The organism is Nocardia alba NBRC 108234 (assembly GCF_001612665.1).
Lineage (GTDB): Bacteria > Actinomycetota > Actinomycetes > Mycobacteriales > Mycobacteriaceae > Nocardia > Nocardia alba.
This window is the reverse complement of the sequence record NZ_BDAX01000001.1, coordinates 172,953-194,318: the sequence shown is the minus strand read 5'-3', so window position 1 is coordinate 194,318 and position 21,366 is coordinate 172,953. Positions and strand designations below refer to the sequence as shown.

The window sequence follows — 21,366 nt, the reverse complement described above, 5'->3', positions numbered from 1 at the left end:
TCATGCTGACGCTGTTGGCCGCCGGGTACCTCGACATCGACACCGGCGAGATCGTCCGACCAGGAGTCATCCGGATCGAGGGTGATCGGATCGTCGGCCTCGGTGGCGAACCCGAGGGCGAGATCATCGACCTCGGCGACGCCGTCCTGCTGCCCGGCCTGATGGACATGGAGGTCAACCTCCTGATGGGCGGGCGCGGCGAGACCGGGCTGGCCTCCAGCGTTCAGGATGATCCCCCGCTGCGAATGCTGCGTGCGGTGGGCAATGCCCGCCGCACGCTGCGGGCCGGTTTCACGACCGTGCGCAACCTCGGTCTGTTCGTCAAGACCGGCGGGTATCTGCTCGATGTCGCGCTCGGCAAGGCCATCGACGCCGGCTGGGTCGACGGGCCGCGCATCGTGCCCGCCGGGCACGCGATCACCCCGACCGGCGGACATCTCGATCCGACGATGTTCGCCGCGTTCGCCCCGCACGTGCTGGAGCTCAGCATCGAGGAGGGCATCGCCAACGGTGTCGATGAGGTGCGCAAGGCGGTCCGGTACCAGATCAAGCACGGCGCGCAGCTGATCAAGGTCTGTGTCTCCGGCGGCGTCATGTCGCTCACCGGAGCGCCTGGGGCACAACACTATTCGTCCGAGGAACTGCGGGCGATCGTCGACGAGGCGCACCGGCGCGGGTTGCGGGTCGCCTCGCACACCCACGGCGCCGACGCGGTGCGCGCCGCGGTCGAGGCGGGGATCGACTGCATCGAGCACGGCTTCCTGATCGACGACGACGCCATCGCACTGATGGTCGAGAAGGGCACCTACCTGGTGCCGACCACCCGCCTGGCCGACGCCATGGACGTGTCGAAAGCACCGCCGGAGCTCCAGGCCAAGGCGGCACAGATGTTCCCGCGCGCCCGCACCTCGGTGCTGGCCGCCTACAAGGCCGGGGTGAAGATCGCGGTGGGCACCGACGCCCCCGCGATCCCGCACGGCCGCAACGCCGACGAGCTGGTCGCGCTCGTCGACCGCGGCATGAGCCCGTTGGCCGTGCTGCGCGCTGCGACCACCACGGCCGCCGAACTGATCGATGTCACCGACCGGGGCCGGCTGGCCGAGGGTCTGCTCGCCGACATCATCGCGGTTCCCGGCGACCCACTCACCGACATCACCGTCACCCAGCGGGTGCGGTTCGTGATGAAAGGCGGAAAAGTCTTTGTCCAGAATTGACGACGTGATCGAGCTGGAACAGCTGCTCGCGCGGTACGCGGTCACCATCACCAAGGGCGACATCGAGGGCCTGGTCGCGGTGTTCACCCCCGACGGCAACTACAGCGCCTTCGGCGACACCTACCCGCTCGACGAGTTCCCCGATCTCGTCGCCGCGGCGCCGAAGGGGTTGTTCCTCACCGGCACCCCGGCCTTGGAGATCGACGGCGACACCGCCAGCGGCACCCAGCCGCTGTGCTTCATCGAGCAGTCGACCCACGACATGCGGATCGGCTACTACAGCGATACCTACGCGCGCACCGACGCGGGCTGGCGGCTGCGCACCAGGGCCATGACGTTCATCCGTCGCAACGGCGACCACGACTCCGGCCGTCCGCACGCCTTCGAACGACCGAGTGCGTGAACCGCGCCGACTTCCGGACCGGTCTGCGGTCCTGGCTCGACGCGAACGACCTGTCCGCGGGGCCCGACCATTCGCTCGACGCACAGGTCGAGCAACTGGCCAGGGTCCGGCGCGCGCTCTTCGACGCGGATTGGATGCGGTACGGCTGGCCCGCCGAGGTGGGAGGTCTCGGCGGACCGGCGGTGCTGCGGGCGATCCTCGGCGAGGAGGTCGCGACCCGCGACCTGGCCGAGCCCGGCATCTACTCCATGATCGAGGTTCTCGCGCCCACGATGATCTCCTACGCCAGCCCGCAGCTGGCAGCGGAAATGGTGCCGCGACTGCTCAGCGGCCGCGAACAGTGGTGCCAGGGGTTCTCCGAGCCCGGCTCGGGCAGCGATCTCGCCTCCCTGAGCACCAAGGCCGAGCAGCGCGGTGATCACTGGGTGATCACCGGTCAGAAGGTGTGGACCAGCCTGGCCCAGTACGCGGCGCGCTGTGTCCTGTTGACCCGCACCGGAATCGGCCACGACGGGATCACCGCGTTCTTCGTCGACATGGACTCCCCCGGCATCACCGTGCGGCCGTTGCGCACGATGCACGGCATCGACGAGTTCGCCGAGGTGTACTTCGACGAGGTCGTCGTGCCCGCCGACCGCATGCTCGGCCGACCGGGCGACGGCTGGCGGATCGCGATGGATCTGCTCCCACACGAGCGCTCCACCTGCTTCTGGCACCGGATCGCTTATCTCTACAGGCGATTCGACCAGCTGCTCGAGCAGACCGCGCACGACGACCGGGCCGGCCACGACGACGCCGAACTCGGCGCCGTCCACCTGGCCCTGCACACCATCCGCTGCCGCTCGCTGGCGACGCAGGAACGTCTGGCGGCCGGCGGCAAGCTGGGACCGGAGACCTCCGTCGACAAGGTGCTGCTCGCCACGGCCGAACAGCACCTGTTCGACACCGTCCGCGATCTGCTGCCCGGCGTCATCGAGCTCGCCGATTCACCGTGGCGCGCGGAATACCTGTACTCGCGCGCCGCGACGATCTACGGCGGCACCGCCGAGATCCAACGCAACATCATCGCGCGTCGACTGCTCGACCTGGGGAAAGAGTGAACCGTGGATGCTGCCGAACTCGATCTGCTGGCCCAGACGCTGCGCAAGACCATGCGCGACGTCTCCGGCGCGGAGCTGCACACAGCGCTCGTCGACCTGGGCTGGCAGGAGATGCTGACCGACGCGCCTGACGCCACTGTCCCCCTGGTGTTCCGGTTGCTCGGCGAGACCGGCGCGCACGCGCCGCTGCTCAACGACGTCGTCCGGGCGGCTGGCGGACTGTCCGCCGACGACCCGGTCGCGCTGCCCTGGTCCGGGGGAACCTGGGTGCGCTGGGACCACGCCGACGACGCGTCCGGCGCCGACCGGTCCCCGACCCTGGACGCCGATCTGCCGATTCGCGCGGTCCCGGCGGGGGCACCGATCCCACTGGCCGAGGGCCGGCGGGCGCTGGGCTGGTGGCTCACCGGCGCGAGCCGGGCCATGCTGGCGCTGGCCCGCACCCACGCCGTCGATCGCGTGCAGTTCGGGCGGCCGGTGGCCTCGTTCCAGGCGATCCGGCACCGCCTCGCCGAGACCTTCGTCGCGATCGAGGGCGCCGAGGCCACCTTAGCCGCGGCCACCGACGATCTGGGGTCGCTGCTGGCCAAGGCCGCCGCGGGGCGGGCCGCCCTGATCACCGCGCGGCACTGTCAGCAGACGCTGGGCGGCATCGGCTTCACCGCCGAACACGATCTGCACCGCCACATCCGCCGGGTGCTGGTCCTGGACGGACTGCTCGGCAGTTCCCGCGAACTGGTCCGCGAGGCGGGCGCCATCGCGCGCGCTTCGGGCACGGCCGCGCGGCTGGTGCAGCTATGAGTGAGCGCGCGGAACCCGCCTGGAAACAACGCGCGGTGGAACGGTCGATCAAGTCCACCCGGTTGCGGGCCGAACAGCGGGTGCAGCGTTTCCTCGAAGCGGCCCAGGCGATCATCTCCGAGAACGGCAGCACCGATTTCACCGTGCAGGAGGTGGTGGAGCGGTCGCGCCAGTCGCTGCGCAGCTTCTATCTGCAATTCGACGGCAAGCACGAACTGCTGCTCGCCCTGTTCGAGGACGCGCTGCTGCGCACGGCCGAGCAGATCCGCCTGGCGGCGGCCGAGGAGGACGATCCGCTGACCCGGCTCGGAGTCGCGGTACAGCTGCTGTTCTCGCTGTGCCGGTCCGATCCCCGGGATCGCCACCCGCTGTTCACCGACTTCGCGCCGCGCCTGCTGGTCACCCATCCCGCCCACGTGAAGGTCGCGCACGCACCACTACTCGACCTCTTCGTCGACCTGGTGACCGACGCCGCGTCGGCGGGCACGCTGCGCCCCGGCCTCAATCCCCGCCGGGTGGCCGCCATGACGATGCAGACCGTGATGTTCACCGCCCAGTCCAGCGGCGGCCAGGACGACCTGGCAGCGCGCCCGATCACCGCCGAGGAAGTCTGGGAATTCTGCGCCGCGGGCGTCACCGGTACCGTGAGAACATAATTCTCTTTCAGGTAGAATAGGAAGATTCGACTATGACCGATCTCTGGAACAGCCTGCTCGCCAGCCTGGATCTGGGTGTGTCGCCGCCCGACGACAGCGCCACCGACCTCGGCCCTGCCACGACCGTGTTCGAAGGACCCCACCTGCCGCTGAACTATCGCAGGCTCTTCGGCGGCCAGATCCTGGGGCAGTTCGTCCGCGCCGCCGAACTCGCCTGCCCGGACAAATCGGTCAAGTCGATCCACACCCTCTTCGCCAAGGAAGGCGGCTACGACGCGCCGCTGCGCTACGAGGTGACCCGCCAGCACGAAGGCCGCTCGTTCGCCACCCTCGCGATCGTCGCCAGGCAGTCCGGGCGTGTCATCGCCACCGCCGCCGTATCCATGCACGTCGACGAGGACGGCCCGCAAATCCAGCACATCGAGGACGTCCCCGCGCTGCTCGATCCGGAATACCGCGTCACCTTCGACCTTCTCCCCTGGGAGACAAGAGCTTTCGACGATCTCAACGCCACCGCCGCCGCCCTGCCCGAGTACGAGTTCTGGATGCGCACGCCCGCCGTCGACGCCGGCCTGTCCGCCGCGCTGGCCGCCTACGCCACCGACCTGAACCTCATCGGCACCGCCCTGCGCCCACTCGAGGGCATCAGCCAGCGCGGCAACGGCACCGCGTTCAACTCCGCCGTCACCGCCCACACCCTGTGGTTCCACCGCCCGTTCCGCACCGACGACTGGCTACTGCTGCGCCAGCACAGCCCGGTCCTGGCACACGGCCGCTCCTTCGGCCGAGGCGACGTCCTCACCGTGGCAGGCGAACTCGTCGCCTCCTTCGCCCAGGAAGCCCTGGTCCGCTTCGGCGCCGAAGCGGCCGAAGCGATCTCGGCCCAGCCCGCCGCACAGCGCGGGTAACCGAGACCACGCCGGATCACAGCAACAGCCGCGGTCAGTGCTGCATGGTTTCGCGTATCTCCTCTGCGAGGACTCGATTGCCGGCCGCGATGAACTTTCGGCGCGTACCCATCGTCTGGTTGATCTCCGCTGTGCTGTTGAGGCCGCAGTCCAGCGGGATCGGATCACCATCGAGATCGATCGTCACGCCCCCGGCTGCGTGCAAAATATAATGTCCGGGCGACAGATCCCAGACGGCAAATCCCTTGGCGAATTCCACAGTCGCATCAGTGAACCCGGCAGCGACGTGGCACAAACTGACAGAGCCGAAATCAACCCCGATTCGCCCTCTTCTCTTGCCGTCCGCCGATGCCGCGCTCAGTGCATCGAAGAATTGTTGCTGCTTTGCCAGGGGGCGAAATCGCTCATCTGGACGCATCAGGTAGTTCGTGACCAGCGCTTGGGGAAGCCGGGCGCGCGAAGGCTGGTTCAGTGCATGGCGGTCGCCGCTTGCAGTGACCATGAACGCACGATCGGCGCCATCTGGTTCTCGCATGGCCGCGTATAGCTGAACATGATGAAAAATGTCGCCGACTACCGCAATGATGGGCCGTTTCAAAGATCGCGAGTAGACCATGATGTGGGTGTAACCATGCAGGGATCGAACGGCCAATTCGCTGGTATCCAGCGGATCGACGAGGATGCACAAGTCTGGTTCCGGGTCGCTTCCAACAACGTGCGGATCAGCCTCTTCTGATGCGTATATGAACGACGGTAAGTACTCGGATAGAAGTTCCTTGTAGCGTCCGTGCATCCACAAGTCGTACTCCGACAAGAAATTGTCCTCGTGGCGGACATTCTCGGTCTCCGAACGGTGCCCGGTCAGCGCGGCTTGTACCAGGCGGGGACGTATCTCGGCCATCATAGTTGGCACCATGTCGGTGATGTACTGCGCCAACTCGGTCGTGTTCTGGTCGCTCATGCGAAGGTCACCTTTGCTCGAATCTAGCGCAACTCCAATGGAGGTTCAATTCCGGGAGGGCTCATTGTTGCGGCGATGAAAATTGCTTCAAATTCTGCTGCGCGCATGATCCTGGCGCCGGTTAGGTCGTCGAAGCTGTCGACGTCCAATTGTCGGTCTTTGGTCATTGCGCCGAAGACGGCGAAGTACAGCTCAGCCTTGGGGTAGCGGCTACGTAGTTGCCGGGCGAGGTAGCCGATTACGTCAGCGTGCTTGACTTCGAAGTCGCAGATGAGAATCGTAGGAGATTCATTGGCTTCAGGGTAGAAGGATGCACCATCCAAGTCTATGCCGTCGCGCATTTTGTTGCACCGCAAGTAGCCTATTCGGCATCGAGAAAAGCGAGATGAAGCCAGGAATGTTGCTATAACCAAGCCGGCTTCATTGACTCCGAAGCAGATATCCATGTCAAGGCGTTTTCCCAGGTTCTTGATCTGTTGCGATAACCGTTCCACCCCATAACCGAAGGTCTCCCACGTGAGATCAATCAATCTGCCGGGCTGAGGATTGGGTAGGGTGAACACGTCTACGTCGGGGTTCCCGTATTCGACAGTTGGAACCGTCAATATGAACTCCGGGCCGACTTGGCCTCCTCGAATGTGTAGAGCGGGGGGCTGACTCCGCATCGCGCCGTGCTCGAGTGCCGATGTTGGTCCACCGGCTGGAACCTTGTCCGCTGTATAATTTTTCAGCGCTAGCTGATCTTCGATTGGCAGCCGCTCGTAGGCTTCGGCTATGAGCTCTGTTGGGCTGATGCTCTCCTCCGCGACCCCCAGCGGCCCTCGTCCGTAGGCCGCACACAAGATGAGCAAACCTGACATCGGGGGCGGGGAACCCTGCCCCCTGCGGCGCGCCCACGACTCCCAGGCGTTGACAGATGTACCACCAAGGCTGGTCTGGTTTCCGGTCACATCGTTGTATCGCGCTGCCGCCTGATCTTGGGATAGGCCCGCCGCGTATCGGTACGCCTGCAAACTCGGCACGTCCGGGTACCGGGCCATCAGCTCAGCCGCCGCACCTTTCACCGACCCCAACTCGGTCCACAGTTTCTTGCCCTGCGCGGCCAGCTCCCGGCCGCGCGCTTGCGGACTCATCTGATGGCTCGTGCGTGCGTTCACGCCCGGTGACCTCGACGACGTTCCCATGACCGACAGCCCTTCACCCCATGAGCAGTAGTTGGGAGGAAGGTTACCCATCACAATGGGCAACTTCCGTATTTCGAACAATCTGAGCAGGTCAAGCTACCCAAGAATCCGTGGGAGCTCGTACCGCTCAGCAGGTGTGAAGGCCCCTGACCGACTGGGAGGGTGATCAGCAGCAACCACCGCCACCCCACAGGAGTTAGCAGCCATGACGGTCTTCACGCACTCATCAGCGACTGACAATCGGCGGCGAGTCGCCGACCTCCCAACCGACACGACTACCAAGAGCCTGACAGTTGTCGAGCAACAGGTGCTCGATGTCCTGACCCCGGGCGGTCTGCTCACCGCCAACACAATCGCTCGCAACCTGAACATGTCGCCGTGGCGCGTGGCGCGTGCCCTGAACTCGTTGCGCCGCAACGGTGACGCCTTCCGGAACCAGCACGCCCAATGGCGGGTAACCGTCGGGCAGCCTCTCCCGGAACCGCAGAGCTCGCGATGAGAAGACTCACCCCCGCCGTGCCCCAGCAGTCACTGCCTGAACTGCGCCGAGCGCTCGAAGCGATGCGTGAGGCCGGCTGGCTCACAAGCGCGCCCGCCACACCCACGGACGAAGTCAGCGGGCCACGCGCCCCTGCTCTTGGCCGATCACCGTGCCCTGACGAGCCCGACATCCATCTCGCGATCCAGTTCCCCAGCGTGCGAATGGAATTCGCGGCATGCCTGACCGCTGCACTGGTGTTCGTCTGTGATGTGGCCGCCCGCCGTCCCGGCACCGTCGCCGTCTATCCCAGCCATTGCACCGGATTGCCTCGCCTGCCCAACGAGCGGCTGTACCTACAGCCCTGACCGCCCGACCGATCCCGTATGCCCGACCGCTCGAAACCTCGGCGCGCCCGGGTAAGACGGAGAACCACCTCACCTAATTCCGGCAGCGCGAAGGCAACCCCGTCACAGTGAGTCTGTCACCAGCGCATTCGCCGGTGACAGACTCGCTCGTACTCGGAGGCAGATCACTTCATTCGTCCGGAAGCGTTGTTCGACAACCGGCACTCACAGGTGGGCTTCGTTTCGCGGACAGCTCAGGACCTTATCGATCGGTGAATAGTCAGCCAACAGCTCTGCGGAAGTCCCTCTCCCGATCGAGGCGTTGATACCATCGGCCGAACATCATCCGGAGGGGGATCATGCAGGTTTCGCCGTCCGAGTTGCGCTCTGCCGCAACCGAAATGGACAGACTCGCAGATGACAACATCGGCAGATTGCCGGTCATGGACACATCGGCCGGTTCGCTCGGCACGCTCAGTACCTTTCTCAGCGGCGCCGACGTCGCGCCGCAGCTCGATCGGATCGAGCCCGCGCGCACCCGGAGCCTGCAGATCGTCGGTGGTCGCTACCGCGAATTCGGCTCGCCACTGCGCACTTCCGCCGAGTCCTACACTGACACCGACGTGGCCGCCGCGGCGCGCATCGCCGCCGTGAGCGACTTGAATTCCGGGGAGATGCCGCAGTGAAACGGCCCGCCGCCGAGCAGTCTGGGTCGCTCGACGACCGAGCCGAAATGATGTCGATAAAGCGCAGGCGCGTGGCGAGCGGCGCCGCGACAGGGATGGCCCTCTTCCTACTGCTGAGCGCCTGTGCTGGGCCGTCCGAACCTTCGGATCGGTGGCCCGACCGCTTCGACTACAACTTCCGGTGGATTGGCGGACCTGGTGTCGACCTGGCGACCGGGGCCGCTGTCCAGATGCGTTCGGTGGTGGAGACCGCGTTCCTGGGGGGAGCCGGACAGTTCAGCGAGGAAGAATTGAAAGAGCGGCAGGGTTTGAGAATGCTCAGCTACGATCCGCCGACTCTGTGGCAAGTGGATGAGCGAGCCGCCGACTACCACTGGAAGGTCCGAGGCACGATATTCGCCCAAATACGCCGCGTCGAACAAGATGGCGGCCGCAACGGGTTCGAATCCTGGGCCGTAGACGCGTGCGTATGGGGCGGTAACGTCGCATACGGGAACGGGGCTGGAGAATATTTCTCCAGCCGGAACGCGGCAGAACAGCCGTCCGGAGAACTATCCTATTTCGGCCAGAAGTCGACAGAACAGTCGGTCCACTTCATTCAAGGATTCGCGGTGTGGAGATCGAACGTTCCGAACCCGGAGCCGCGCATGACCGGCAGTTCGAGGTACCCTGCACACCCCCTGCCCACTACATGGGAAAATTTGGGTTATCCCGCCACTGTCAATACCTCCCTTTGGAGAGAACAACCGTGTGAGTGGCCCGCGGAATTTCCCGCATCGCTGAACCCGAATAGATCCGCACATCAGCCGGGTGCCCGCGTTCCCGCCCCGGAGGTATTACCGCCCTACCCCGGCTGGCCGCAATAGACAGCACGGAAGTACAGCTTCCAGCCTCGACTATCGCCGGGCCTGCGGCCGGTCAGATAACTTGGGTGGCGTCTTCGAACGCGAGACGACGCCGCGGAGCCCCGTCGTGGATGCGGTCGAACCGGCCGACGAGCAGCCCCGGCTGCCCGGACCTGTCGTGCACGAAAGTCGAATCAGCGACTGCCAACTTCGAGCCCCTCTGCCGACATGCGGTCGACGAGCGCAGGGGCGTCCACGGGTTCGGCACCGCTGGGAAAGACCTGCCCGCCGACGACAGCGCACGCCACAGCCGGGCGAATCGGCAGTATCTGCCCATATCGATGCAATCTGCCGCCTTGCGAACGCGAGTCGCCCACACATTTCTGATGCATTTGCGCATCGATGACGTCACCAGCGCTCAGCACGGGCGGTCCTGATAGGCATCAACCGGTCACGCGATGCCCCGGTCGACCAGTTCGGCCAAACGCTGCTCGTCGATGCCCAGCAACTCCGCGTAGACCTCGGCGTTGTGGGTGCCTGGACGACGCGGTCCGCCCCAGCGCACCTCGCCCGGAGTATCACTGAACAGCGGCAGCGGCCGGACGCCCTTGACCGGGCCTCCGGCGTTGTCGTCGTCGTGGTCGACGAAGAGGCCTCGTGCGAGGAACTGCGGTTCCTTCATGACCTCCGCGACCGTGTTCACGCCGCCGACGACCACATCGTGGTCGCTGCACAGCTTCATCAGCGCGTCGGCCGGGAACTGGCGAGCCCAGGTCGCGATGATGTCGTCGAGTTCGTCCTGATTGTCGCCACGCGTCGTATGGGTATCGAATCGCGGATCCGTTGCCAGCTCCGGCATTCCCATGGCCTCGCACAGGCGTCCGAAGACGGTGTCCTGATTGGCAGCGATGAGGACCCAGAGGTCATCGCGGCTGCGGTACAGGTTCGACGGCGCGACCCGATCGAGTCGGGTGCCGGACGGCTGGCGCACGTGCCCGGTCTGGTCGTAGTCGGGGACGGTGGACTCGAGGACCGACATGCTGGCCTCGGTCAGCGCGGCGTCCACGACCTGTCCGCGGCCGGTGCGCTGGCGCGCCAGCAGCGCGGCGAGGATGCCCTGGTAGGCGACCATGCCGGCCAGCGAATCACCCAGCGACAACGCGATGCGCGGCGGCGCCTGACCGGGATAGCCGTTGACGTAGCGCAATCCGCTCATGGCTTCGGCGACCGAGGCGTAACCCGGCTGGGATGCGCGCGGACCGGTCTGGCCGTAGCCGGACACGCGCGCGAGCACGAGGCCCGGATTGAGTTCGCTGAGCACGTCATAGCCCAGCCCCCAGCGTTCGAGGGTGCCCGGGCGGAAGCTCTCGACCAGGACGTCCGCGCCCTTGATCAGTTCGAGCGCGAGTTCCCGGCCTTCCGGGTTGCGCAGATCGAGCGTGACACAGCGCTTGTTGCGGGCGTGCACGGTCCAGAAGAACTGGTGCCCGCCCGAGGCCTGCCCCCATTCGCGCAGCGGGTCCGGCCGGTCCGGCGCCTCGATCTTGATGACGTCCGCACCCATGTCGGCCAGCAGTCGGCCCGCGTACGGACCGGCGATCAGCGTCCCGAGTTCGATGACCCGGAATCCCTCGAGCGGTCCCATCAGAACATCATCTGCACGGTCTTTTCCTCGGTGTAAGCCTCGATGCCCTGCGGGCCGAGCTCACGTCCGAGGCCACTGCCCGCGCGACCACCCCAGGGGGTGGTCATGTCCGGGATGCCGAAGGCGTTGATCCAGACATTGCCGACGTCGAGTTCGCGCGCCGCGCGCTGGGCGGTGTGCAGGCTCTCGGTGTAGACGATCGCGTTCAGACCGTAGTGGGTGTCGTTGGCCAGCGCGAGCGCCTCATCGGTGGTCGAGAACGGGATGACCGTGGCCACCGGGCCGAATATCTCCTCGCGGGCGATGCGCTGGTGCTGCGCGCCGCGGTAGACGGTCGGCTCGACGAACCAGCCGTCCCGGTCCGCCCGCCTGCCACCGGTGACCAGGGTCGCGCCGTCGGACTGCGCGCCGTCGAGGTAGCCGGTGATCTTGGTCAGTGCGGCTTCGTTGATGACCGGTCCCATGGTGACCCCGTCGAGGAACGGGTCACCCAGCACGATGCCCTCGGCGTGCGCCGCGAGCCGCTCGCACACCTCGTCGACGAGCGAATCGTGCACGTAGACACGGGTACCCGCCGCGCACACCTGACCCTGGTGCAGGAAGTTTCCGACCGCTACGAACGGCATGGCGCCGTCGAGGTCGGCGTCCGGGAAGACGATCTGGGGGTTCTTGCCGCCCAATTCGAGTGTGACCCTGCGGAACTGGGCACCGGCCGGACCCCGCGCATGCAGGGACAGCAGGGCGCCGACCTCCGGGCTGCCGGTGAACGTCAGCTTGTCCAGGCCCGGATGGTTCGCCAAGGCGGCGCCGGTGGTCTCGCCCTCGCCGGTGACGACGTTGAACACGCCGGCCGGGACTCCGGCCCGTTCCAGCAGTTCGGCCAGGCGCAGGATCGACAGCGCCGCGTCCTCCGGCGGCTTGATCACGACGCTGTTGCCTGCCGCGAGCGCGGGCGCGATCTTCCAGCCCGCGACCACGATCGGGTTGTTCCACGGCGTGATCGCGCCGACGACGCCGAGCGGTTCGCGCAGCGTGTAGTTGAGGCGGTGGCGACCGGCGTAGTCGGGCAGTTCGACGGTGGAGCCGTACATCTTGTCGGCGAAGCCGGCGTAGTAGCGGAAGGTCGCGAGGGCGGCGGGGATGTCGCCGTACAGCCCGTCGCGGTAGAGCTTGCCGACCTCGAGCGTCTCGAGTGCGGTCAGGTACTCGGCGTCGGCGGCGATGAGATCGGCTGCGGCGAACAGGATTCGGCCGCGCTCGGTGCCACCCATCTGACGCCAGCCGGAGGTCTCGTACGCGTGCCGCGCGGCCCGGACAGCGGCGTCGACGTCGGCCGCGCAGGCGTGCGCGATCTCGGTGATCTCGGTGTCGTCCACCGGGTTTCGCGAGGTGTAGGTTGCTCCGCCGGTCGCGGGCCGCCATTCGCCGCCGATCCACAGATCGCGCGGCGGGAACTCTGTCGGGCGCTCGGCTACCACCGCATCGGTGGAGAGGTAGTCGGAACTCATCGCAGGCAAGCCTCCTGGGCAGAACGGTGCAACGGGCCCAACTCTAGCGCTCTGTCCCGATTTATGAAGTCATCCGTCCGATATTCATAAATCGGGTAGCGCAATCGGGTCGGGAAGCTGCGCCCGCCTACTACTGGTTGAGAAGCGCTTCCAGCTCGACCGCCGCGGCGCGAACGCGCGCATCCCAGCCGGCTGTATCGGTGCCGGCCAAGGTCACCACGCCCAACGCGCAGGCCAACCCCGATATCCCCGGCAACGAGGCGACGATGCCGCACGCGCCGGCGACGATCTTTCCCTCGCTGGCAAAGGTCTTCCGTTCACCATGGCGCGCGGCCAACAGCGCCTGGCCTACCGCGCCGAGCTCGAGGGGCGTGCGACTGCCGGGCCGGTAGGAGACGTGGAAGGTGGTCGAGCGGGGTTCGACCACCGCGACAGCCAGCGCCTCGTCGCCGTCGGCAATGCTCAGGTGGGCGGTAGCTCCCAGCTCCTCCGCCAGCGTCTCCAGGATTTCGTGCGAACCCTGACGCAATGTGGGAGCGAAGTTCTGGGTGAGCGCGAGCGTGCCGAGACCCGCACTCAACAGTCCATCCGCGTTACGCCGCACCAGCCGGTGCTCGACCAGCGTCCCGACGAGCCGGTAGACGATGGTGCGCGACAGTTCCAACTCGGCCGCGATCTGCGCCGGGGTCAGCCCGGTGTCCGAAGCACACACCAGCGCCAGCACGTCGAGTCCCCGGCTGAGCGTTTGCGATGTCTCACTCGAGCGCGAGCGTTCTGGTCCCTGGGCCTGCGGCGCGTCCGTCATGAGACAGCAGCGTATCGATCGCTCACAGCAGGTTTCGAGCCCGACACCAGGCGTCGATGACGTCGAGACATTCGGTCAGGTGTTTCGGCTGCTCGACGTAGTAGTGGGTCGCGCCCCGAATGACGTGATACGTCGCGTCTTCGGTGCCCAAGGCATCGCGGACCAACGTGTTGTGGGTTGCCGGGACGGCGTCGTCGGCGCTGTTCTCGATCTGCAGCACCGGCGTCCGGCGGATGCGCGCCGCGTTGCGCAGGCCGGACCCGCGGGAGGCGGTGAAGCTCCATTGGCTGAGCCATGACCGCAGTGTGGTGTAGCGCGCCAGTCCGACCGGGCCGACATTGGCCGTTCGCGGGTCGCCGAGGTAGCACCAGTCCGGACGGCGGTCGTTCGGATCGAGCGCCGGGTCGAGCCAGCGCACATCACACATGGTGCGGTGCACGATGAACGGTCGCTCGACCTCGAGCCCGCCGGCCTCGCGCAGTTCGAGCAACTGGTGCCGCGCCCAGTCGGTGATGCGCTGGTTGCGGGCCCGCTGCGCCGCTCGGAAGCGGTCCACGAATTCGGCACCGTACGGCGGACTTTGGGGCGCGTCGGCCGCGTAGATATCGAGTTCGCGGTCGCGGTGGTCCGGGTTGGACTCGTCGAGCACGGACGGGTCCATCCACTCGGTCAGAGTCTCGGCCCGGGACAGGTGCGCGGCGATGAAGATCACCGCGTCGGCCGGGCCGATGCCGGCGCCCACGACGTCGACCGGATCGCCGGCCGGTGTGTCGGTGATGGTCGGGTCTTCGGCCTCGGCCTGATAGAGCAGGGACAGCGAACCGCCACCGGACCAGCCGACCAGGATGACTCGTTCGTACCCCGCCACCTCGCGTGCCCAGCGCACCCAGGCGCCGAGATCGAGCACCACCTTTTCCAGAACGAGCGCGCTGTCGTTCTTCGGGTAGCGACTGGCCGCGCACAGGACGTGATGCCCACGCTCGGCGAGCGCCGCCGGCATCGGCAACAGATGCAATGTGCTCGTCGGGTGCATGAACACGAACACCGTGTCGGCGTCACGCTCGGCGCGCAACAGTTGGCCTTCGAGGACGGTTCCGTGCCCGGCGGCGAAGCCGTAAGTCTCACGCGCGGCGGGGATTTCGTCGCTGTGCAGGATCACCGGTACCCGGCGGAAGGTTTCGGCTCGCACGTGCGCCCTCATCGGACCACCGGGCCGTTCGGTCCGCGGCCCGACCAGGTCCACGGGTAATCCGGCTGGTTGCCGGCCAGGCCGGCCTCGCCCACCTCCAGCGGACGGAAGGTGTCGATCATGAATGCCATCTCGTTCTGCTCGGTCATGTTCACCGACTCGAGGTACGCCTCGCGACGCGGGCCGTGCGTGTAGGCCGCGGGATGCAGCGACACAGACCCGGTGACGATCCCGGATCCCTTGCGGGCCGCGGTCTCTCCGGCGAAATAGAACATGACTTCGTCGGAGTCCACGTTCGAGTGGTAGTACGGAACCTTGAACGTCCGCTCGCCGAACTCCAGCGGACGCGGCACGAAGTTGCAGATGACGAACCCGTCACCCTCGAAGACCTGATACGTGGGCGGCGGCATCAACGACTGCCCGACCACCGGTGCGAAGTCGCGGTAGTTGAACGCGTAGGGGTACAGATGACCATCCCAGCCGACGACATCGAACGGGTGGTGGTCGTAGACGACGATCGAGCCCGCGACGCCGGACGAGCCGGCGCGGTGCTTCACGTAGACCTCGTGGTCGCCCGCGTGGTCGTCGGCAATCAGCGGCTCCGTCGGCCCGCGCAGGTCACGCTCGGTCATCGGCGAGCCCTCGAGGAACTGGCCGTAGCGGGAGCGGTGTTTGTCCGGCGGCCGGACGTGACCGGCGGCCTCGACGATCAGGACCCGCAGCGGGCCGCTGGACTCGACGTCCGCCGGGATCCACCGGTGGATCGCGACCCGGGGAATGACCACGTTGTCGCCCTGGCGCACCTCGAGCCGACCGAAGATCGTTTCGAGGACGGCCGTACCGGACTCGATGAACACGACCTCGTCGCCGATGCCGTTGCTGTACAGCGGAGTTGGCTCGGTCGACACGGCGTAGGACAGCCGCACGTCCGAGTTGCCCAGGAACAGGCGCCGATCGCGCACGATATCGCCGGACGGGCCATCGGCCCACAGGTCGGGCAGGCGCAGGTGCAACGGCCGCAGCGGCAGGTTGGGCGTCAGGCTCTGGTCGGGCACCTCCCAGATTCGGCTGTCGACCAGGCTGGACGGCACTCCGCGGTGGTAGAGCAAAGAACCCGCGCTCGAGAAGCCCTCCTCACCGATGAACTCCTCGAACAGCGGCTGTCCGTCCACATCCTCGAAGAGGGTGTGACGCTTGGGTGGTACGAGTCCCACCGTCCGGTAGTACGGCACCGTTCCTCCACTACTCTATGGAAAATTGATACTCAATATTCGGTGCTCAGTGTCCTATATTCGAACACCATAGAGTGTGCGTGACCGGTTGTAAACCCGCCGGTAGGTAAACTCGCTGGTCAGGGCGCGTCGGTGATGACCACGCTCGGTGTGCGGTGACGATGCCGATGTTCGCCGAGCTCGCATGCCCGGAGATTTACAACCCGGATGATCCGGAAAGTCCGCACCACAGCAGAACTCGGCAGCGACACCGAGACGGACGACGGTGTCGAGGATGATGCCGCCGCAGTACTAGTGGGTCACCCCGATCAGCAACTGCTCCGCCGCGCTGTAGGGGTCGCGGTCCCCGGCCGCGACTGCGGCGGCCAACTCGTCCAGGCCGGGATGGCCGCGCAGCCGTGACTGCGCGAGCGAGAGGATCTGTGCCCGTGCGCGGGCTGTGCTGCGCGCGTCGGTGTCGGTCCGGTGGTAGGTCTCGATCGCCTCGATCAGCTCCTCGACCCCGGTGCCGCGTGAGGCGACCAGGGTGAGGATGGGTAGGCCGGTTTCGATGTGGAGTTCGCGCGCGGTCTGCTCGGCGCCGTCGCGGTCGGCCTTGTTGACGACGAGGATGTCGGCCACCTCGAGCAGCCCGGCTTTGGCGGCCTGGATCGCGTCGCCCGCACCGGGATTGAGGATGACCACGGTCGGGTCGGCGACCGCGGCGATCTCGATCTCGGACTGGCCCACCCCCACTGTTTCCAACAGGACCAGGCCGTAGCCGAGCGCGCCGAGCAGCCGGATCGCGGCGGGCACGGCGGCGGCCAGGCCGCCCAGGTGTCCGCGGGTGGCCACCGAACGGATCAGGACGTCGGGGTCGTCGATGTGCGCCGCCATCCGGATGCGGTCGCCGAGCAGCGCGCCGCCGCTGTAGGGCGAGGACGGGTCGACGGCGAGCACCGCCACCCGTTGCCCGCGCGCGCGGTAACCGGTCACCAGGACCGCGATGGTGGTGGACTTGCCCGCGCCCGGCGGCCCGGTCAGCCCGATCACACGCACCGGGACCGAATCGAGGTGGGCGAGCACCTGTTCGCGGCGATCGCTCTCGACCAGGCTCAGCAACCGCCCGGCCGCGCGGACCGAACCCGCGCGCGCCATGGCGATCAATTCGGCGATGTCGTCGGACAGGCCAGTGTTCATCGACGGCTCCCGAGTGTCCGGTCCGGCTACTTCTTGCCCGCGGTGAGCCGCTCGATGGTGGCGTGGAAATCCGCGGTCTGGAACGAGATCTCCTCGGCGGTGGTCGCGTAGTCGAGACTGGCCAGCACCGCCCGTTCCAGGTGCAGGTTGAGCAGTCGCTTCGTGCTCTCGACGGCCTGGCGAGGCAGTTCCAGGATGCGCTTGGCGCAGGCCAGCGCCTCGGCCACCGGGTCGGCGACGACGTGGTTGACCAGGCCCATCTCCCTGGCCCGTTCGGCCGGGATGCGCGCGCCGGTGAGCGCGTACTCCTTGGCGAAGAGCAGGCTGGTGTGCAGCGGCCAGGTGAGCGGGCCGCCGTCGGCGGCGACCAGGCCCACCTGCACGTGTGGGTCGGCGAGGTAGGCGGTCTCGGCGATGTAGACGATGTCGCTGAGCGAGACCAGGCTGCACCCGAGGCCGACGGCGGGTCCGTTGACCGCCGCGATCACCGGAATCCGGCAGCGCGCCATACCGAGCACGAGGTCGCGCCCGTGCGCGATCGTCTTGGCGCGCAGGTCGGCGTCGCGGCTCAGCTCGGCGAGGTAGGCGAAGTCGCCGCCGGCGGAGAACGCCTTGCCGCTGCCGGTGAGCACCGCGACGCGGGCTTCCCGGTCCTCGCTCAGGCGCGGCCACAGCTGCGCGAGCCCGGTGTGCAGGTCGTCGTTGACCGCGTTGAGCGCGTCGGGCCGATTCAGCGTGATGATCCGCAGCGGACCTTCGGCGCGGACGTCGATTTCGGCAGGCAGGTCGTACATGGTCAGGCTCCCAATCCGAGAATGCGCGAGGCGATGATGTTCTTCTGAATCTGTGACGTCCCGCCCATGACGCTCTGCGCGCGGCTGTAGAGGTAGGCGCTGAGCAGTTCGGGATCGCGGGTGCCGCCGACGGTGAGCGCGGCGTGGCCGACCGACTGTTCCACCCAGGTCATGAGCAGTTTGTCGAGCGAACCCTCCGGGCCGTGCGAGACGCCGTCGAGCTGTTCGGACAGTCGCCGGCGCACGTGCAGGCGCAGCATCTCGGTCTGCACGGCGGCCCAGGCCAGCTCGGCGGGCAGCGGGCCCGAGGTCCGGGCCGCCATCTGGCGCACCAGCTTGCCGTAGCGGGCCGCGTAGCCGAGCGTGGAGGGTTCGCGCTCGTGCCCGACCACTGTCATCGCCAATTTCCACCCGTCGCCGGGCGATCCGACCATCTGATCGGCGGGCACGACCGCGCCGTCGAAGGCCACCTGCCCGAATTCGGTGGTGATCCCGCTGATCATGCGCAGCGGCCGCTGCTGCACGCCGGGTTGTTTCATCGACACCACGAAGGCCGAGATGCCTTTGTGCCGTGGCACTTCGGAGTCGGTGCGGGCCAGCAGCAGGCACCAGTCCGCGACGTCGGAATAGCTCGTCCAGATCTTGTGCCCGTGCAGCACATAGGAATCGCCCTCACGGGTGGCCGTGGTCCGCAGCGCGGCCAGGTCCGAACCCGCGTCCGGTTCGCTGAACCCCTGGCACCAGCGTTGCGTCCCGTCGATCATGCCGGGCAGGAAGCGCTGTTGCAGTTGCTTGCTCGCGTGCCTGCCCAGACCCTGGATCAGATAGCCCAGGCTGGGCCGCGGTGGCGCGCCGGCCAGGGCGAGCTCCTCGTCGAGGATGACGTCGTAGACCGGGGGCAGTTCGTGGCCGCCGTGTTCGCGCGGCCACGACAGCCCGAAGAAACCCGCCGCGTGCAGCGCTCGGTGCCACTCGCCCTGCTTGGCCCAGTACTCGTCACCCGAGGTCGGGAACTGTCCCGCGACACCGGACAGCCACTCGCGCAGGCGTTCCCGGAACGCCGCTTCCTCGGGCGAATCACGAAAGTCCACGGTCGATCTCCTCCAGGCTCGTGGGGAACAGCTCGGTGGACGTCAGCGCCCGCCGTAGATACACGTGCGCCAGGCACTCCCAGGTGTTGCCGATTCCGCCGTGCACCTGCACCGCGGTCTCGCACACGGTCAATGCCGCTCTGGCGCAATAGAGTTTGGCGATCACGGCCGCCTGTACGGCTCGCTCGGGTTCGATCGCGTCCACGGCCCACGCGGCGTGGCGCAGCACGCTCACCGAGCCCTCGATCAGCGCGAGGCTCTCCGCGAGCAGATGGGCGACGGCCTGATAGGAACCGATCGTCTTGCCGTATTGCGCACGGACTTTCGCGTAGTCGGTGGCCAGTGCGTGCGCACCGCGCGCGGTGCCGACCAGATCGGCGCAGGTGCTCACGAGCGCCAGCGCTCGCCACTGGGTGACCTGCGCCGGGGACAGCTCGCCGAGCAGTTTCGGTACGCCGGTGAGCGCGGCCTCGGCCCGTGTCTGATCGGCGCCGGTCGTCGCGGTGGCGACCGCGCTGGCCAGCATCGACTCGCCCCGCACGATCAGGGCCTGGCGGGCGCCTCGCGCGTCGATCGCGCGGTCGTCGACGGCGACGGTCCAGTGCGGTACCGATTCGGGGGGCGACCAGAGGTCGTCGGCGAGAAGTGGACCGAGGAACGGCACGTCGACGAGCCCGCGGCCGAATTCCTCGGCGACGATGGCCACTTCGACGCCGGAGGCGCCGTCGGAGCGCAGGGCTCGCCAGCCGGTGCTGGCGACCGTCTTCTCGAGCCGGGCGATCCGCTGTTCGTCGGCCAGGTCGCTGACCGAGCCGGGGCCGAGGTCGTCGGCCAGTTTCGCAGCGGCGTCGCGCAGCTGTCGCTGTTCAGAGGTCAGCCGGACGTCCATGGCTCTCCTTCAGTACTCGGCGCAGCACCTTGCCGGAGGGCAGGCGCGGGATTTCGGGCACGAACACCACTCGGCGCGGCCGCTTGTAGGAGGCCAGCCGGGTGCCGACCAGCTCTATGAGTTCGTCGGCGTCGACCGAGCCCGTGGTGGTGACGGCGGCGACGATCACCTCGCCGTCGGCCGGATCGGGAACACCGAAGACCGCGCAGTCGGCCACGGCCGGGTGGCCGTGCAGGACGGCTTCCACCTCGGCGGGCGCCACTTGGAATCCGCGCACCTTGATCATCTCCTTGAGCCGGTCGGTCAGCCGCAACCAGCCGTCGTCGTCGAGATAGCCGACATCGCCGGTGCGGTACCAGCCGTCGGCGTAGGCCGCCGCGGTCGCGTCGTCGGGGAGGTATCCGGCCATCGACGACGCGGAGCGAGCCTGGATCTCGCCGGTATCGCCGGTTTCGACCTCCTCGCCGGAGGTCGTGGAGACCACCCGGATCTCGACGCCGGGCACCGGGCGTCCCACGCTGTCGAGGCGTGCGCCCTCGAGCGGATTGCAGGCGATCACCGGCAGTTCGCTGGCGCCGTAGGCGGGCACCCACGCGACGCCGGTTCGGCGCGTGACGGTCTCGGCGACGCTCGGCGTCACCGGCGTCGCGCCCCACATGATGTAGCGCAGCGACGACAGGTCATAGGACTCGAGGTCGGGATGGGAGGCGATCGCCAGCGCGATCGGCGCGACCGCCATCTCCACGGTGATCCGGTCGGCCTCGATGTGGTGCAGCATCCGATCGAGGTCAAACCGGCGATGCAGGCGCATCCAGGCGCCGGTCCGCAGCGCCAGCACGATATTGAGCAGCCCGAGGATGTGCGAGGGCGGGGTGACGATCTGAATCCGGTCGTCGCCGGTGAAGCCGAGCGCCACCCGCCAGTGCTCTACCGCGGCCGCGAACGACGCGTGCGTGTGGCGCACCGCTTTCGGCAATCCCGTTGTGCCCGAACTGAAGACGAGCACGGCGTCCTCGGATGGCACCGGCTCGGCGAAAGTGGCGGTGCTCGGGGTGATCGGGGCGTCGAGCGAGAGCGTGGGCATCAGCTCGGCCAGCACCGGCTGGTCACCGATGGCGTAGGCGGGCTCGGTGACGGCCAGCGCGTGCTCGACATCACCGCGCTTCCACGCCGGGCTGATGAGCACCACCGCGCCGCCGGCCAGCCAGATCGCGCGCACCGCGAGCACGAACTCCGGCCGGTTCGACGACATCAGCGCGACCCGATCCCCCTGGCGCACACCGCGTTCGATCAGGGCTTCGGCCAGGCCAGCGGTGAGCCCGTCCAACTCGCTGAGCGTGTAGTGCCGCTCATCGAAACTGAGTGCGATCCGGTCGTTCATCTCGCCTCCGCGGCCGGGACTGAGAAGATCCCATCTTGCAAGAGAGAATAGTATTCTCTTTCCATAAGAA

The 21,366-nt window shown here is 67.3% G+C and carries 20 protein-coding genes; 8 read left to right on the top strand and 12 right to left on the bottom strand.

Features of this window, described 5'->3' with window-relative positions; genetic code table 11:
* The first annotated feature begins 2 nt into the window (after positions 1-2).
* Genes NA12_RS00920 through NA12_RS00895 form a run of 6 tightly spaced genes read left to right on the top strand, consistent with a single transcriptional unit; the run spans position 3 to position 5,082 of the window.
* Positions 3-1,214, top strand: coding sequence for a metal-dependent hydrolase family protein (locus tag NA12_RS00920; RefSeq protein ID WP_067444766.1), 1,212 nt, complete (start codon positions 3-5; stop codon positions 1,212-1,214).
* Positions 1,210-1,617 (top strand): nuclear transport factor 2 family protein, encoded by a 408-nt coding sequence (locus NA12_RS00915; protein WP_371855968.1) that lies wholly within the window; start codon positions 1,210-1,212, stop codon positions 1,615-1,617. The genes NA12_RS00920 and NA12_RS00915 overlap by 5 nt, the downstream gene beginning before the upstream one ends.
* Positions 1,614-2,717, top strand: coding sequence for an acyl-CoA dehydrogenase family protein (locus NA12_RS00910; RefSeq protein ID WP_067444760.1), 1,104 nt, complete (start codon positions 1,614-1,616; stop codon positions 2,715-2,717). The genes NA12_RS00915 and NA12_RS00910 overlap by 4 nt, the downstream gene beginning before the upstream one ends.
* Positions 2,718-2,768: 51 nt before the next feature.
* The gene (locus NA12_RS00905; protein ID WP_207905607.1) at positions 2,769-3,518 is read left to right on the top strand and encodes an acyl-CoA dehydrogenase family protein; all 750 of its coding nucleotides are present in this window, start codon (positions 2,769-2,771) and stop codon (positions 3,516-3,518) included.
* Entirely contained in the window at positions 3,515-4,174 is a 660-nt protein-coding gene (locus NA12_RS00900; RefSeq protein ID WP_067444755.1) for a TetR/AcrR family transcriptional regulator, read from the top strand. The genes NA12_RS00905 and NA12_RS00900 overlap by 4 nt, the downstream gene beginning before the upstream one ends.
* Positions 4,175-4,206: 32 nt before the next feature.
* Positions 4,207-5,082: an acyl-CoA thioesterase gene (locus tag NA12_RS00895; RefSeq protein WP_067444752.1), complete on the top strand. Its 876-nt coding sequence runs from the start codon at positions 4,207-4,209 to the stop codon at positions 5,080-5,082.
* A 34-nt stretch (positions 5,083-5,116) separates the two neighbouring features.
* Here NA12_RS00895 and NA12_RS00890 read toward each other — a convergent pair whose 3' ends face one another.
* Both NA12_RS00890 and NA12_RS33450 read right to left on the bottom strand, forming a co-directional pair.
* A complete protein-coding gene (locus NA12_RS00890; protein WP_067444750.1) occupies positions 5,117-6,043 on the bottom strand; it encodes an inositol monophosphatase family protein in 927 nt (308 codons plus the stop codon).
* Positions 6,044-6,066: 23 nt separating this feature from the next.
* Positions 6,067-7,200, bottom strand: coding sequence for a hypothetical protein (locus NA12_RS33450; protein ID WP_132369823.1), 1,134 nt, complete (start codon positions 7,198-7,200; stop codon positions 6,067-6,069).
* A gap of 522 nt (positions 7,201-7,722) precedes the next feature.
* Between NA12_RS33450 and NA12_RS33445 the strand changes: the two genes are divergently transcribed.
* Together NA12_RS33445 and NA12_RS00875 are read left to right on the top strand one after the other, a co-directional pair.
* Positions 7,723-8,073 carry a hypothetical protein gene (locus NA12_RS33445; RefSeq protein WP_132369822.1) on the top strand — a complete coding sequence of 117 codons (351 nt, stop codon included), beginning with the start codon at positions 7,723-7,725 and terminating at the stop codon, positions 8,071-8,073.
* Between the two features lie 338 nt (positions 8,074-8,411).
* Entirely contained in the window at positions 8,412-8,738 is a 327-nt protein-coding gene (locus tag NA12_RS00875) for a type VII secretion target (RefSeq protein WP_084472254.1), read from the top strand.
* 1,296 nt (positions 8,739-10,034) lie between these two features.
* On the opposite strand, the gene NA12_RS00865 is transcribed toward NA12_RS00875, so the two are convergent.
* The 10 genes from NA12_RS00865 to NA12_RS00820 form a co-directional block, all read right to left on the bottom strand.
* The gene (locus tag NA12_RS00865; RefSeq protein WP_067444733.1) at positions 10,035-11,228 is read right to left on the bottom strand and encodes a CaiB/BaiF CoA transferase family protein; all 1,194 of its coding nucleotides are present in this window, start codon (positions 11,226-11,228) and stop codon (positions 10,035-10,037) included.
* The gene (locus NA12_RS00860) at positions 11,228-12,736 is read right to left on the bottom strand and encodes an aldehyde dehydrogenase family protein (RefSeq protein ID WP_084472253.1); all 1,509 of its coding nucleotides are present in this window, start codon (positions 12,734-12,736) and stop codon (positions 11,228-11,230) included. The genes NA12_RS00865 and NA12_RS00860 overlap by 1 nt, the downstream gene beginning before the upstream one ends.
* 130 nt (positions 12,737-12,866) lie before the next feature.
* Positions 12,867-13,541 carry an IclR family transcriptional regulator gene (locus NA12_RS00855; protein ID WP_067444728.1) on the bottom strand — a complete coding sequence of 225 codons (675 nt, stop codon included), beginning with the start codon at positions 13,539-13,541 and terminating at the stop codon, positions 12,867-12,869.
* Between the two features lie 22 nt (positions 13,542-13,563).
* The gene (locus NA12_RS00850; protein WP_243654859.1) at positions 13,564-14,730 is read right to left on the bottom strand and encodes an alpha/beta fold hydrolase; all 1,167 of its coding nucleotides are present in this window, start codon (positions 14,728-14,730) and stop codon (positions 13,564-13,566) included.
* An 8-nt stretch (positions 14,731-14,738) separates the two neighbouring features.
* On the bottom strand, positions 14,739-15,962 hold the full coding sequence (locus tag NA12_RS00845; RefSeq protein ID WP_067444725.1) for a homogentisate 1,2-dioxygenase: 1,224 nt from the start codon (positions 15,960-15,962) through the stop codon (positions 14,739-14,741).
* Between the two features lie 291 nt (positions 15,963-16,253).
* Positions 16,254-17,141, bottom strand: a complete 888-nt coding sequence (meaB, locus tag NA12_RS00840) for a methylmalonyl Co-A mutase-associated GTPase MeaB (protein ID WP_067444723.1) — start codon at positions 17,139-17,141, stop codon at positions 16,254-16,256.
* Positions 17,142-17,167: 26 nt separating this feature from the next.
* Positions 17,168-17,935 carry an enoyl-CoA hydratase/isomerase family protein gene (locus tag NA12_RS00835; RefSeq protein ID WP_067444721.1) on the bottom strand — a complete coding sequence of 256 codons (768 nt, stop codon included), beginning with the start codon at positions 17,933-17,935 and terminating at the stop codon, positions 17,168-17,170.
* A gap of 2 nt (positions 17,936-17,937) precedes the next feature.
* Positions 17,938-19,026: an acyl-CoA dehydrogenase family protein gene (locus tag NA12_RS00830; RefSeq protein ID WP_067444718.1), complete on the bottom strand. Its 1,089-nt coding sequence runs from the start codon at positions 19,024-19,026 to the stop codon at positions 17,938-17,940.
* The gene (locus NA12_RS00825) at positions 19,013-19,915 is read right to left on the bottom strand and encodes an acyl-CoA dehydrogenase family protein (protein ID WP_067445220.1); all 903 of its coding nucleotides are present in this window, start codon (positions 19,913-19,915) and stop codon (positions 19,013-19,015) included. Before NA12_RS00825 ends, NA12_RS00830 begins: the two co-directional genes overlap by 14 nt.
* Positions 19,893-21,296, bottom strand: coding sequence for a class I adenylate-forming enzyme family protein (locus NA12_RS00820; RefSeq protein ID WP_067444715.1), 1,404 nt, complete (start codon positions 21,294-21,296; stop codon positions 19,893-19,895). Before NA12_RS00820 ends, NA12_RS00825 begins: the two co-directional genes overlap by 23 nt.
* Positions 21,297-21,366 lie beyond the last annotated feature (70 nt).